The sequence below is a fragment of the Butyrivibrio sp. XB500-5 genome, assembly GCF_003625505.1.
Classification (GTDB): domain Bacteria; phylum Bacillota; class Clostridia; order Lachnospirales; family Lachnospiraceae; genus Butyrivibrio.
Genome location: NZ_RAIS01000001.1, coordinates 115,528 through 129,330 on the forward strand (window position 1 = coordinate 115,528; position 13,803 = coordinate 129,330).

Sequence of the window (13,803 nt, forward strand, 5' to 3'; positions counted from 1 at the left end):
TAAATCGTTACATTTTTATTCTAGAACTGTACGATATTTAGGGTCAATATAACGCGAAATTTTCGGCTTTTATAACGATTTTGATATGGCGTTTTGTGTGATATTTTCAATATAAAAAGCTGTTTTAGTAAAACGTGAAATTATTTTACTAAAACAGCTTAAATTTTACCTGTAAAACGTTATGTTATTTATGGTCTTTTTGTAGATGATCGCCACTTTACATTGGTCGAAATAAGAAACGGTTCGTAATTATCATTGCCTTCTATCATTTCGATCAGATACTGCGCAGCAAGATAACCTCTCTCATAATTTGGTATATCCACGGTCGTCACGCCCTTTTCAACAGCCATCCTTGTATTGTCAAAGCCGCATACCGCAATATCTTCCGGAACTCTTATGCCGTTCTCATGAAAAGCTCGCATTGCACCGATCGCCATTTCATCGTTGGCACAGACTAAAACGTCCGGACGCTTTTCGGAAAGCATGATAAGTCTCGCCATCTGATAGCCACTCTTCTCGGTATAATCGCCATCGAAGTAGTTTTCCTTTTTAAACTTGATGCCGTTTTCTTCAAGCACATCTCTGAAAGCCTTGTATCTCGCACTGTTGTCCTCACTCTCAAAACCGCCGAGATAAGCAAAGCGCTTATACTTACATGAAACAAGTCCTTCCATAAGCGTTCTCTCTGCAGCATAGTTATTGATAACAACACTCTTTATGTGCGGAACCTCTATGATCCTGTCCATGACAACGATAGGATAATTCTTTTCTGCTTTCTTAAGAAGCATTGAATCCGAACATCTTCTGTCAAGAAGGATACAGCCGTTGGTAAATGCTTTGTTCATGAACTTATCCGTACTCTTATTGGTACAGATGATAAGATCATAGTCCTTAGCCTTAACGTAGTCGGATATGCCCCTTATTATTGACAGATAGAACATTCTGTCAAAATCGGAAAAAGAAAACATGATAGTCCTGTTACTTCCGGTCTTAAGGCTCTTACCGATGATATTCGGCTCGTAATTAAGCTCTTTACATATCTTGAGAACACGTTCTTTTGTCTTTGCTCCGACATTGCTTCTACCGTTAAGTACATTGGAAACCGTAGAGGCAGAAACCCCCGCAGCCTTTGCTACATCTTTTATTCCGGCCATATCGATACCTCATAGTCTTAATAAGATAAAATAGTTCCTTATCGATACTTTTGCATCCATTCTTCTCTTGATATTGATATACAACTCTTTTTTCCGTAAAACCTTGCTGTCATAATATTATTAATGTTGTCAGGGTCTGAAACTATAGGCATATGCATAAGCGGACCTTGTTCATTATTGATCTGTGGAACAATTACTTCTTGAACAGCATCATCTTCCATTAAACATCTTTGCAAATCCATCTGCTCAAGATAATCATCTGCATGACCGCTAAGAAAATATTCCAAACAAACATAACCAGTATATTTCTTTACACCATGTCTACCGACAAAAGCGATTATAATAGCTGCGATTATTGTTGCAATAACTAATACTCTTCTTTTAAGCGAATCTAAAACAATGTTTTTCGAAATCACCCATCCTTCAATGTATATAACACAACCAACAATACACAAGAAGAAAACCTCAAAATTAAAATTAAAGTATCCTGAAGAAACCATGTTACCGGCATACATTCTGGGTGTATAAATAGCTGCGTTTATAAGCAAAGCTGTAACAACAAAAAGAAGCGGATGTTCAAATCGCTTAGCAAAGGTTTTTTCATCTTTTTCCTTAGATTCAATCAGCGGAGTCTTTATAAGTATTATGATCAGAAGAATAGCAATCAATATAAAGGTTTTTTCACTTATAAAGCTATCCCAAGCATCTGTAAATGAATAACGGATACTACTAATGATTGTAGAAACAACTCCACCGGACGGTTTTGCTCCATCACTAATATCTGACGCACTCCTAACAGCATTTCCGGGAGAAATAAAACTTATAAAAAGACCTGCAAATTCTAATGCAAAAGGTATCAATAAAAAGAAATTTCTGGAATCATTATTTTTCTTTATAACAACTTCCACGAGCCACAATACAAAAATCACTACAAAAAGCAGTATAGCAGCAGGATATGTAGCTCCACCAATACAAGCGGAAACTATTGATAATACGATAACATCTTTCATGTGATGATCACTAAGAAAACGATCCGCCAAAACTATTCCAACAATTGAAAGACACATCGGCATAGCATAATGCACACTACCTACCCACCAGAAAAAAGCTGACTTTTGAGATGGCACAAGTTGAAACATAAAAAGCAGAAACACTAAAGTTATTTCTAACCAGCTATAACCTTGAAGTTTCCATCTTTCTTTTAAAAAATGATATCCCAATAAGCTAAATGCCGCAAACTGTGCCACTACAAAAATGTAAGGAACAATTGGATAAAACTTATCCGAAAAGACCTCCGGATGCAAGCAAAATACAAAACAGTCAAACCATGTACCCTGCCAAGAATACCATGTCTCGATAGTTGTTTTTACTGCAGCAACCACAGCACTCCAAACAGATCCGGTAGACAAAAATGCCTGATGCGCTAATGCTCCATAATTGTAATCATCGCCACTTGCACAGTCATATTTTGCCAGAACAAAAATTGGTATTACTGATATAACAAATGCAAGTGACAATAATACTAACTTCCAATGCTTTTTTATATTGCTAGTCATCCACACCTCACAAGATTATACACTTATTAAACAGTTACCTTCTTGAAAGACTTCTTACCCTTCTTTACCATTACGCCATCTGCGAAATAATCTTTGTTGTATGTTGTCTTTACGTCAGTAACCTTTTCATCGGCTACAGTTACGCCGCCCTGCTCAACAGCACGTCTAGCTTCACTTCTTGTTGCGCAAAGTCCTGCAGAAACAAGTACCTGAAGAACATCAACAACGCCGTCTCTAAAGTCCTCTTCTTTAAGAGCAACAGAAGGAACGTTAGCCATATCTCCGCCGCCTGCAAAAAGAGCTTTCGCAGCATCCTGAGCCTTCTGAGCTTCCTCTTTTCCATGAACAAGTGATGTGAGCTCGAAAGCAAGGATCTCTTTCTTTTCATTTACTCTTGAGGGATCCCATTTCTCCATCTCAAGGATCTCTTCGATAGGTATAAATGTAAGCATCTTGATGCACTTATCAACGTCTGCATCAGATACATTTCTCCAGTACTGGTAGAAATCGTAAGGAGATGTCTTCTCAGGATCGAGCCATACAGCGTTACCTGCAGTCTTACCCATCTTCTTGCCCTGTGAATCGGTAAGAAGTGTGATAGTCATGGCATGAGCATCCTGACCGAGCTTTCTTCTGATAAGCTCTGTACCGCCAAGCATATTGCTCCACTGATCGTCTCCACCAAACTCAAGATTACAGTTGTACTTCTGGAACATGTAATAGAAGTCGTATGACTGCATGATCATGTAATTAAACTCAAGGAATGAAAGACCTTTCTCCATTCTCTGCTTGTAGCACTCTGCTCTAAGCATGTTATTAACTGAGAAACAAGCACCAACTTCACGAAGAAGATCCACATAGTTGAGGTTAAGAAGCCAATCCGCATTGTTTACCATCATTGCCTTGCCTTCGCCAAACTCAATGAACTTCTCCATCTGCCTTTTGAAGCATGCTGCGTTGTGATCGATGTCTTCTCTTGTAAGCATCTTACGCATATCGGTTCTTCCCGAAGGATCACCGATCATTGTTGTACCGCCACCGATGAGTGCAATAGGCTTGTTTCCTGCCATCTGAAGTCTCTTCATAAGTGTAAGTGCCATGAAGTGACCTGCTGTAAGCGAATCAGCTGTACAGTCAAAGCCGATGTAAAATGTTGCCTTTCCTTCGTTTACAAGCTCTCTGATCTTCTCTTCATCAGTTGTCTGAGCGATCAGTCCTCTGGCCTGTAACTCTTCATAAATCTTCATATCTTTTTCCTCCTGATAATGAATACACGATTGCGAAGGATCTTATTTTTTGTAAAAAAAACGCCCCTCACAATCAAATCTGATTGCGAAGGACGAATAATTCGTGTTACCACCTTCATTCACATATAGCTCACGCCATACGCCTCAGCAAGTACGATCCGCGAAATATCACGAACGATACTCTTCCGATATAACGGTCAGTCCCGTCAGAGCCTACTAAATCAAACATGATCTTCTGCTCTGCAGCTCACGGAGGTATTCATCATCGCCCTTAACTTACGCCTCTCACCACCCGGCAATTCTCTGTTGTCAGCTTGCGATTCTTACTTATTCCGGTCACAGCCTTTTATGTTTTATATGATAACAAATTTTAGTGAAATATCACGTTTATGTCAAGCTATTAAAGTCAAAATGCTTTATACCGTCAGTATAACCGATCAATCCTCAAAATACGGCTTTACAACTTTGCTCATAACCGTGAGCATCATAAACAAGATCGCACTGTCAATCGGAAGCATTATCGAATTGGACAAGATTCTTCCGGGAAGGATTGATGAAATAGCCTTTCCGTAAAGCATGTTGAGCCATAACGTATTAAGGCCGACATTACAAGATATTTTTACGCAAAGCTCTGCGGCTACAACTCTCCATAATTTAACAGGCTTCTTGTAAAGGAAAAATGAGTAGATCACAGAAGCAACCATTGCAGTAACAGTAAATCCAAAGAAGAAGTTTCCGTCACTTGATAAAAACCATTTGATTATATCAAGTGAACCTCCTAAAATCGCGCCGATAATAGGTCCAAATAAGTAATCAACAATTCTGTTCGGAAGCCCTGAGAATCCGACTTTAATGTACGGACCGAATTTGATTGTGGCTACTTTACCAAGGACAATGGCCAGCGCCGCCATGAGTCCGCAGAAAGTCATAACTTTCACTTCTTTGAATTTTGAGATGGGATTTGTTTTGATTGTTTTGAATGTTTCGTTTGTAAAATCAGACATAAAATTACCTCCTTTGCAGTTTCCTTTAACCACACCGGAGGCATAATTATTCTCAAGCGATGTAGCAGCGGGATGCGATATTAGTACCGCGGATCATGAAAAAGATCCTTCGTCCCGATGACAACTCCCTGTTCACCGAGCACTTAACGCACTAACGTCTACTCTGCACTTCATAATATTTTTTCCAAAAGAAATAATATCATCGCTTTTATTCAATTGCAACTATTACATTTCACCGGCCATCTTATCGGTGATTTCCTTGATAATGAATGATCCGACTGCCCATCCGATAATTCCAAGGATCATATAGAGTCCATCAGAGGGGATGATTTTGTAGGCAAAACCACATGCAAACAATGCTGACCAAGCAATATTCCCCAAAATATTCACTGCCGTCGCCTTTTTATCATCCGGATAAGTCTTAATAAAAATACGCATTTTTCATACCTCCTATATTTATGTATATATTAACCAACTATATAATACACAATTACAGAAGATATGACGTTGCAAAAATTATATTTTTTTACATCAGCCCGTATATTTTATTTCGCTGACGGTTTGATCGATCACAAAAGAGATCGTGTAATCATCAAATGAATAAGTTAAAATATTCATGCTATCTATAGACACACCTTGAGTTTCTCCGTATGCGGCCTTAACTTCCTCTTCTGTACTTCCGACACTTATTCCTTTTGAAGTCTTGATATTCTCATCTTTAATAGAGATCATATCGGGAAATTCCTGTCTTTTTTCTTCATCAATCTCGTTTATGATATATGATGACACCCCAACAAGACCCGAATCGAAAGTATAATAAAATCCCGGTTTATCACCTTCCTTGGTCTCGGGCTGTCCAAATGCTTCAAAAACATTATCCATGTTTTCATCCTTTATGGACACAGTAACTCCGTTATATTCAAATGCAGCATCTTGTGATGAATCTGCAGAAGCTCCTTTTGATCCGCCAATGCCACAACCAACAATTGATACGGTTAATAATGAAATCAATATCATTCCGATTAGTTTAGTTTTCATGATATTTACTCCTTCCTTTAAAAACTCATTAAAGCGTTATTCCTACCTGTTCACAGACATTATTCAAAATATAATCATATACGATATTACTTCGAGATTCACATAAATTAATATCAGCCGGATTTTTTATTTTTTTTGCAGCTTCAACAAAAGCGTGCAACTGTTCCTTTTTAGATAAAACCTTATCAATTGAATTATTAAAAGCATTTCTAAGCGAAATCTTATACTCTTTCAAAGCTATGAATTCTTCTTCTATAATATTTTGTGCTACTTCATCTACTATTTTTTGATTAAGATCATCCGGAAAGCCTTTAAAATCAAATCGTGATTTACATCCATTATCATAAATAAACTTACAAATATCTTCTCTTAATACTTCCGGTATCGGATAATGATATCCACCAAATAAAGTCTTGGCCTTAAATCCAAATACTTCTTTGTCTCTCTCATCAGTTTTCTTTATAAACAGAACTTCTAAACCGGTGATATTATCTCTAATATCGACAGTTTTATGGTAATAATATTCGGCATTATACCAATCATAGCCTGAATCTATCCAGCCATCATCAAGATAGGACTGCACAGGTTCTTGAGACAATGAAGTCGTAGATATATGAATATTAGGATAATTCAAGTCATCTAAACGTCGCATAAAGTGTTTATATATATAGCTAACTTTGTAGATTTTGTATTGCTCTTTATATGTGAGATCTCTTATGGATTTTTTCTCAAACATTCCGTACCCTCTGCATTGCGCACAACCTCGTATATATCGATTGACTGATCAATCAGATCCTTTGACATTACAAAACAACAAGATCCGGCGTTAACGGCTATAAAATCATCCTTAGCACTGGTTAGTTGTGATGCATCCCAAATCCATCCTCCCCACTCATCTTATGAATATACTTTATTAAAATCTTCCCAGTCGGTAAAAAAGGCGTAGATTTAACCGAGTTTTCTCCTTCTCCTATAGTCATAGATGGAATCGCTATTGTAGTTCCTTTTTAATTCTTATAACTTTTCCAAATTCTTCTATATGAGGCAATCCTTCGCGCTCATTAAAAAGATGATTATATAATTCATCAAAATAAGCTTCTACGAACTTAGTAATCCAAATCCTAAACTCTTCAAAAGAATTGATAATTTCAAAAATCTCGGTTTCTCTCTCGAATCTAAATTCTCCGCTTAAAAAGTATTTCTCATCAATCAACCATTGTCCTTGTCCTAAATTTCTTAAAGCCACTTGCGATTCCTGATATCCCAAATAATCATGAGAATATAGCAAGACATCCTGACCGTTATAATCTTTACAATACTTTTCAATAAGCGTCTTTTTATTATCTTGATTTATTACTTCTTTTTCATGAGCTTGTTTTATAGCATTTATGATTTCATCAATTATCTCATTTACATCTTTACTTTCAGTCCTGACGCATTCGCCTAAACAGTGTATCTTTCGAGCCACATGGCTCTTAACAACAGGATTGATTCTTTCTTCTATATATCCTACTTTTTTCTCATCCAGAAAAATATCATAATCCATCTTAGTTTCATCTAAAGTCTCAATAGTATAACCAGTCATACATTCTGAACATATACAGATAAAATGATTTTTATTTTTTATCTTATATTCTTTATCACATTTATGACATCGAATTATCTTTTCACACATTTTTCTACACCCGCGCTATGTATTTCTTTGGTTATTTGAATTTTTTATCGCATTATCAGCTATTTTTTCAGCCCATTTAAATTTACAAAGCGCACCGAAGATTACAAGCACAATAGAAACAAGAAGAAATATCATTGCTTCATCGTCTTTAACACCTTGCGAAATTAGTACCACTATAAATAATAAAACAGGAATCCCCACTTCAAGAGCCGTCGCCCCGATAGCACTTATCAAAGTTGCAAGTTTGCTGCTTTCATAAATCGTATAATCAATATATCTCCTATGCCTTATCATAATATCATCGTTCCTTTAAAAACTTAGGATTTAAACTCTTTTTCATATATATCAAAAGATTGTTCAATCATTTTCTTTGACATTTCAAAGCCTAAAGAAGCAGCATTTATCACAACAAAATCATCAGGCGCTCCTGCCAGATCGGACGCTTTCCATATCCATCCTCCCCATTCATCCTGTGAATACACTTTATTAAACTCTTCCCAGTCAGTAAAAACCGGCGTGGCTTTGGTAAAAGTTTCACCTTCTCCCTTAGTTAAAGATGGAATTGTTATAGTAGTTCCTTTTTTTAATACCGCTTCACCATTACCGGAATCTGTTGATTCTGGATTCTTTTTAAGTTGATCCATTCCTTTTACAGGGATCAGGAATCTGGCCTCACAGAAGGTTTTAATCATATCATCTTCTAACTTACGAAGTTTATCTTTCTTCCCATCATAATCAGCTCTGTAAAATCGTTCCTGTTGAAATTTAGCTAAAGCTCTATAATAAGTGGGATTCATAACAGGACGATTGATCATTGGAACATTACTAAAATCAGGTGGAGTGACAACATCGCTGTTTTTTAATTCTATATTGGCATAAGCTCCTTCATCCACATGAAAAAATAGAGCTCCTTTCATATATGCTGTTGTACCCATAAATTTATATATATTTTCATGCGGTATTTCTGCCACTTCAAAAGTCGTTCTGTATCGTTGCATAAAATAATCAACGCATTCGTCGGCATAATCTTTTTCTGTAAAAAGCCATACCCCGTCATTATCATTTAAAAAAGGCGAACGAGTTATTTTATCCGTGATTGTCCAAAGACACTTAGCATCTTTAAGATTATCAATTATTATTTCTTTTAAAAAATCAATTGCTTTTACGAATACAACCGCATCATATTCACGATTCTCATATGCTTCAAGATTAATACCCACATACAAATTATTTTTAAAAGCATAGCGAGCATTTGAATATATAGTAATAATATCCTGAATAGGCAATTGCTTAATTTCTTGCATGATTTCAGTATTCTCAGGGCTTATCCGGGATACATACTTACTACTTATATCAAATGCATGCTGTGTTCTCTCTTCTCTAGTCATTTATTTCCCCTTCCATTCCAACAAATACTTTTTTATAGAATATTATATAATGTAACTCTTTGCTTAACATTATAATATCCGTCTATTAATAAAACAACCGTTTCTCTATATATAACACAATTATTCCTCTTATTATGTTGCAATAAAAAAGCGACTGCAAGAACAGTAAGTTCCTGCAGTCGTTTCATTATGTCCCAATCTTAATTCACCACTCCAAGTTATTATTTTCTATCTTCTTATCTCTTAACATAAGATCTTTAACAGCTTCTTGAAGAGACTTTCCGCTAAATAAGATATCGTTAACGGCCTTGATGATTGGCATCTCAACATCGTACTTCTCAGCAAGCTTAAGAGCTGCCTTGGCGCTGTAGACGCCCTCTACGACCATCTTAACTTCGTCCATGGCTTCCTGATATGTCTTGCCTTGTCCGATGAGGATTCCGGCGCGTCTGTTACGGGAATGCATGGATGCGCAAGTAACGATAAGATCACCGATACCGGAAAGACCTGCGAAGGTCTCGAACTTACCGCCCATAGCCATTCCAAGTCTTGAGATTTCGGTAATTCCTCTTGTAATAAGCGCAGCCTTGGCATTATCACCGCAGCCGAATCCGTCCGCAATACCTGCTGCAAGAGCAACGACATTCTTAAGAGCCGCTCCGATCTCTATTCCAAGCATGTCCGGACTTATATATACTCTGAAATAATCGTTCATAAAGATATTCTGAACGTATTTAGCGATATCTTTATCAAAAGCACCTACAACTATTGTGGTAGGCATACTCTTTCCGACTTCCTCGGCATGAGAAGGTCCGGACAATACGCATACATGGCAGCCCGGAAGCTCATCAAGAATAACGTCGCTCATCACCATAAGCGATTCTTCTTCAATACCTTTACTGCAATTAACGATTATCTGCTTATGTTCTTCGCTCTCGTTTATAAAAGGCTTCATGCGCTTAATCGTTTCGCGCATATGTGCCGAAGGAACAACGACAACGATTATATCCTTATCCTTAACTGTCTCTTCCATATCCGAAGTGAACTTAACGCTCTCGGGAAGCTTAATACCCGGAAGCTTTTCTTCGTTTCCTCTGTACGCACGCAGCTTGGAAACGCTGTCTTCACTCCTTGACCATACCGTTACGTCATGTCCGTTACCTGAAAGCACGTGCGCCAAAGCAATACCCCAGCTTCCCGCACCTACTATGCCAACTTGTGTACCCAAATCAGGTCCTCCAAAAATATATTTTAGTCTATCTTATTTTTCTTAGTTAAATAAGTCTTTCTCTCAGTACCCGATATGAGCTTTTTGATATTTCCTCTGTGCTGATAGAAAGCAAGCGCTGTTAATACAGCAACGATTATATAGATCTCATTGAGCTCACTCTGAGGAAGTGCTCCGAGAAGCCCCATCTGTCCGAAAATAACTGTCTGGATAAAAAATACAGTGTAGAGACAAAGGCTGCTGACTGAGACAAAATGCGTAATGTTAAAAGGAATAAAGAACGCAAGAAGGCCGACAGCGACAAACTTCCATCCCATAGAAATAATATAGCCTGCAGTACATGCGATTCCCTTTCCGCCTTTAAATTTAAGGAAGAACGGAAAATCATGACCAAGTACACAGCCTGCAGCCGTATAGATCATATAAAGGTACTTATACTCAGGATTTCCTTTTGTAAAAAGGAAAAATGTAACAACAATAGCAAGTATGCACTTAAGCATATCTCCCAAAAGAACGATAAGACCTGCCTTAGTTCCCATAACCCTCAGTGTATTGGTCGTACCTGCATTACCGCTTCCGACGCTTCTGATGTCTACTCCTTTCATCTTGCCGTACAAAACAGCGGTCTGAAACATGCCAAATACATAACCGATAACCAAACACAATACTCTTTCTAACATTACTTATCCTCTTTTCTCTCCCTGATGATGAATCGTAGCGGCGTACCTTTAAAGCCAAACGCCTCTCTTATCTGATTCTCGATATATCTTGTATAGCTGAAATGCATCAGCTTTTTGTCATTTACAAAAATAACAAAGGTCGGCGGTTTAACGGATGCCTGCGTGATGTAATAAAGCTTAAGGATCTTGCCCTTATCACTCGGCGGTTGCTGCATAACAACGGCCTGCGTCATGATCTCGTTAAGAACACCGGTTGCAACTCTCATCGAATGATTTTCGCTAACGATATCTATGAGGTCATAGAGCTTAACAAGTCTCTGTCCGGTCTCTGCGGATATAAAGATTATCTCCGCATAGTTCATGAACGGAAGCGTATTTCTGATATTCTTCGTAAACTCTTTTACCGAATGATTGTCTTTCTCAATAAGATCCCATTTATTTACCGCGATAATGACTGCCTTGCCGCTCTCATGTGCAATACCGGCGATCTTGGCATCCTGCTCGGTAACACCTTCCTCAGCGTTAATAACAAGGATAGCTACATCGGCTCTCTCTACGGCTCCTACGGTTCTTACGATCATGTAGTGCTCAAGCGCATCCTTGACCTTACTCTTACGCCTAAGTCCTGCTGTATCGATAAATGTATAGTTCTTGCCGTTATACTTGATCTCGGTATCGATGGCATCACGTGTAGTTCCCGCAATATCAGACACAATAAGTCTGTTCTCACCGATAAGCTTGTTGATAATTGAAGACTTACCGACATTGGGCTTTCCGATTATCGCGATCTTGGTGGTGTCGTCCTCGTCATCATTGATCGAATCCTTGCGGAAATGGCTTACAACCTCTTCAAGAAGATCGCCGATTCCCTGCTTGTTAACGGCTGAAATAGGGAAAGGCTCGCCGATACCAAGATTATAGAACTCGTAAACATCAAGTGAATCTCTTGTGTAGTTATCCACCTTATTGACGCACAGAACAACAGGTTTACCCGATCTTCTGAGCATATCGGCAACCTTGGAATCAGAATCCGTTAGTCCCTGCTTGACATCGACCATGAAAATAATAACATCGGCAGTGTCTATCGCTATCTGAGCCTGTTCTCTCATCTGAGAAAGAATGATATCTTTGGAATCGGGCTCAATACCGCCTGTATCGATAAGGGTGAAGTTGTGATTAAGCCACTCAACATCCTGATATAATCTGTCTCTTGTAACGCCCGGCGTATCCTGAACGATAGCGATCCTGCTACCTGCCATTGCATTAAAAAGCGTGGATTTACCGACGTTTGGTCTTCCGACCACTGCAACTATATTTTTTCTACTCATATTTTTTCCTTTATAAAAGACTGTAATTAATAAGTTTCTTCAACCGGAATATCAAACAAAAGAGCTGCAAGCTCATGTCCGTCGCACTTGGATATCCCAATATCTACCGAAAGCTCTTTTTCCACATCCGAAACCCTTAGATCATCGAGGAAATAATCCTCTCCGCTTCTAAGCAGGTTCTCGGGTAGATAAAGCATAGAACCAAGCTCTTTTTCTTTTAACTGCTTAATAATGTCCTGACCTGTAAGAAGCCCCGAAACGGTAATCCTCTCACCAAAGAACTCATTTACTATCTCATAAACATTAACTTTAAGACCCTCGCACAGTTCCATGGCCTTATCTGCCATAGCTTTGATACAAGGATAAACAAGTCTTCCCGTTGCTATGGAGATATTTCTTTTAACAGATAAAAGATGCTGTGCATGTTCGCTCTTAATAACTTCAAGCGCCTCATTATATTCATCTATGAGAAGTCTCATCATACCGACGCCGTTCTCAAGCTGAATATAGCCATCGTATGTCTCTGCCTTGGGAAAATCCCTACCCGCCAGGAAATACCACTCATCACTAGCGTGAATGAAATGGAACCCGTGCTCGGCATATACCTTTTTCTGCCAGCTTTCTATAAGATCGATGACCTGCTCGGCATCCTCTTTGTTAAAAGGCTCGAGCGGATAAAGCCCGTCTCTGTACTTGGAAAGTCCCACGGGAACAACTGAAACGCTCTGAAGGTTGGGGATATACCCGGCAAGGTCACGTATCGACCTCTCAAGCTCTTTTCCGTCATTAACACCCTTACACAGAACTATCTGGCCGTTAAGCTCTATTCCGGTACCCGGAGCACAGAGCCTGTCGACTTTCTTAAGTGCTTCGCCCGCAAACCTGTTACCAAGCATCTTGCAACGAAGCTCGGGATTAGTGGTCTGAAAAGATACGTTGATAGGCGAAAGGTGATATTTAAGGATTCTGTCTATGTCCTTGTCGGACATATTGGTAAGAGTTACATAGTTACCCTGCAAAAAAGAAAGCCTTGAGTCATCATCCTTAAAGTACAGAGTATCACGCATACCCTTAGGCATCTGATCTATAAAACAGAAAATGCATTTATTGCTGCAGGACCTGTAATTGTCCATAAGTCCGTTATCGAACTCTATGCCAAGATCCTCATCGAACTCTTTGTCGATGTCGAGAAGCCACTCTTCTCCGTTTGATTTAAGAATAAGTACATCAAGATGCTCATCCTGAACAAGATACTGAAAATCAAAGATATCCCCGATATCCTGATCGTTGATCTTAAGGAGTCTGTCGCCCGGCTCAATATTCATTTCTTCGGCAATACTTCCTTCTACAACGTTGCCGATAAGATGACCTTTTTCTGAATTCATCTAATATTATTACCTCTTTTAAGCTAATACTCCCGGGTGTTATTATACATGAATTTCCTTGACGTGTCAGTAATTATGATGATAAAACAATATATGGAAGAAATACAAACCATATGAAAG

Annotated in this window: 14 protein-coding genes, 1 riboswitch and 1 other annotated feature; all 14 genes read right to left on the minus strand. The window is 38.5% G+C overall.

The window, feature by feature from the left end; genetic code table 11:
* Positions 1–188 precede the first annotated feature (188 nt).
* Positions 189–1,154, minus strand: coding sequence for a LacI family DNA-binding transcriptional regulator (locus D6856_RS00535; RefSeq protein WP_120685308.1), 966 nt, complete (start codon positions 1,152–1,154; stop codon positions 189–191).
* 38 nt (positions 1,155–1,192) lie between these two features.
* On the minus strand, positions 1,193–2,710 hold the full coding sequence (locus tag D6856_RS00540) for a glucosyltransferase domain-containing protein (protein ID WP_120685309.1): 1,518 nt from the start codon (positions 2,708–2,710) through the stop codon (positions 1,193–1,195).
* A gap of 26 nt (positions 2,711–2,736) precedes the next feature.
* Positions 2,737–3,957 (minus strand): tyrosine--tRNA ligase, encoded by a 1,221-nt coding sequence (gene tyrS / locus D6856_RS00545; RefSeq protein ID WP_120685310.1) that lies wholly within the window; start codon positions 3,955–3,957, stop codon positions 2,737–2,739.
* Between the two features lie 85 nt (positions 3,958–4,042).
* Positions 4,043–4,306, minus strand: a binding site (T-box leader).
* A gap of 88 nt (positions 4,307–4,394) precedes the next feature.
* Positions 4,395–4,961, minus strand: a complete 567-nt coding sequence (locus D6856_RS00550; protein WP_120685311.1) for a folate family ECF transporter S component — start codon at positions 4,959–4,961, stop codon at positions 4,395–4,397.
* A gap of 63 nt (positions 4,962–5,024) precedes the next feature.
* Positions 5,025–5,129: riboswitch (THF riboswitch) on the minus strand.
* Positions 5,130–5,186: 57 nt separating this feature from the next.
* Positions 5,187–5,399, minus strand: a complete 213-nt coding sequence (locus tag D6856_RS00555; RefSeq protein ID WP_120685312.1) for a hypothetical protein — start codon at positions 5,397–5,399, stop codon at positions 5,187–5,189.
* 93 nt (positions 5,400–5,492) lie between these two features.
* On the minus strand, positions 5,493–5,999 hold the full coding sequence (locus D6856_RS00560) for a DUF4309 domain-containing protein (protein WP_120685313.1): 507 nt from the start codon (positions 5,997–5,999) through the stop codon (positions 5,493–5,495).
* A 28-nt stretch (positions 6,000–6,027) separates the two neighbouring features.
* Entirely contained in the window at positions 6,028–6,735 is a 708-nt protein-coding gene (locus D6856_RS00565; RefSeq protein ID WP_120685314.1) for a hypothetical protein, read from the minus strand.
* 255 nt (positions 6,736–6,990) lie between these two features.
* Entirely contained in the window at positions 6,991–7,674 is a 684-nt protein-coding gene (locus tag D6856_RS00570; RefSeq protein ID WP_120685315.1) for a hypothetical protein, read from the minus strand.
* A 15-nt stretch (positions 7,675–7,689) separates the two neighbouring features.
* Entirely contained in the window at positions 7,690–7,968 is a 279-nt protein-coding gene (locus tag D6856_RS00575) for a hypothetical protein (protein ID WP_120685316.1), read from the minus strand.
* Between the two features lie 23 nt (positions 7,969–7,991).
* On the minus strand, positions 7,992–9,062 hold the full coding sequence (locus D6856_RS00580) for an SseB family protein (RefSeq protein ID WP_120685317.1): 1,071 nt from the start codon (positions 9,060–9,062) through the stop codon (positions 7,992–7,994).
* A gap of 205 nt (positions 9,063–9,267) precedes the next feature.
* The gene (locus tag D6856_RS00585; protein WP_120685318.1) at positions 9,268–10,290 is read right to left on the minus strand and encodes an NAD(P)H-dependent glycerol-3-phosphate dehydrogenase; all 1,023 of its coding nucleotides are present in this window, start codon (positions 10,288–10,290) and stop codon (positions 9,268–9,270) included.
* A gap of 23 nt (positions 10,291–10,313) precedes the next feature.
* On the minus strand, positions 10,314–10,970 hold the full coding sequence (plsY, locus tag D6856_RS00590; RefSeq protein ID WP_120685319.1) for a glycerol-3-phosphate 1-O-acyltransferase PlsY: 657 nt from the start codon (positions 10,968–10,970) through the stop codon (positions 10,314–10,316).
* Positions 10,970–12,298, minus strand: coding sequence for a ribosome biogenesis GTPase Der (gene der / locus D6856_RS00595; RefSeq protein ID WP_092243302.1), 1,329 nt, complete (start codon positions 12,296–12,298; stop codon positions 10,970–10,972). The genes plsY and der overlap by 1 nt, the downstream gene beginning before the upstream one ends.
* Before the next feature lie 26 nt (positions 12,299–12,324).
* Positions 12,325–13,683 carry a DUF512 domain-containing protein gene (locus D6856_RS00600; protein WP_120685320.1) on the minus strand — a complete coding sequence of 453 codons (1,359 nt, stop codon included), beginning with the start codon at positions 13,681–13,683 and terminating at the stop codon, positions 12,325–12,327.
* Between the last annotated feature and the right edge of the window lie 120 nt (positions 13,684–13,803).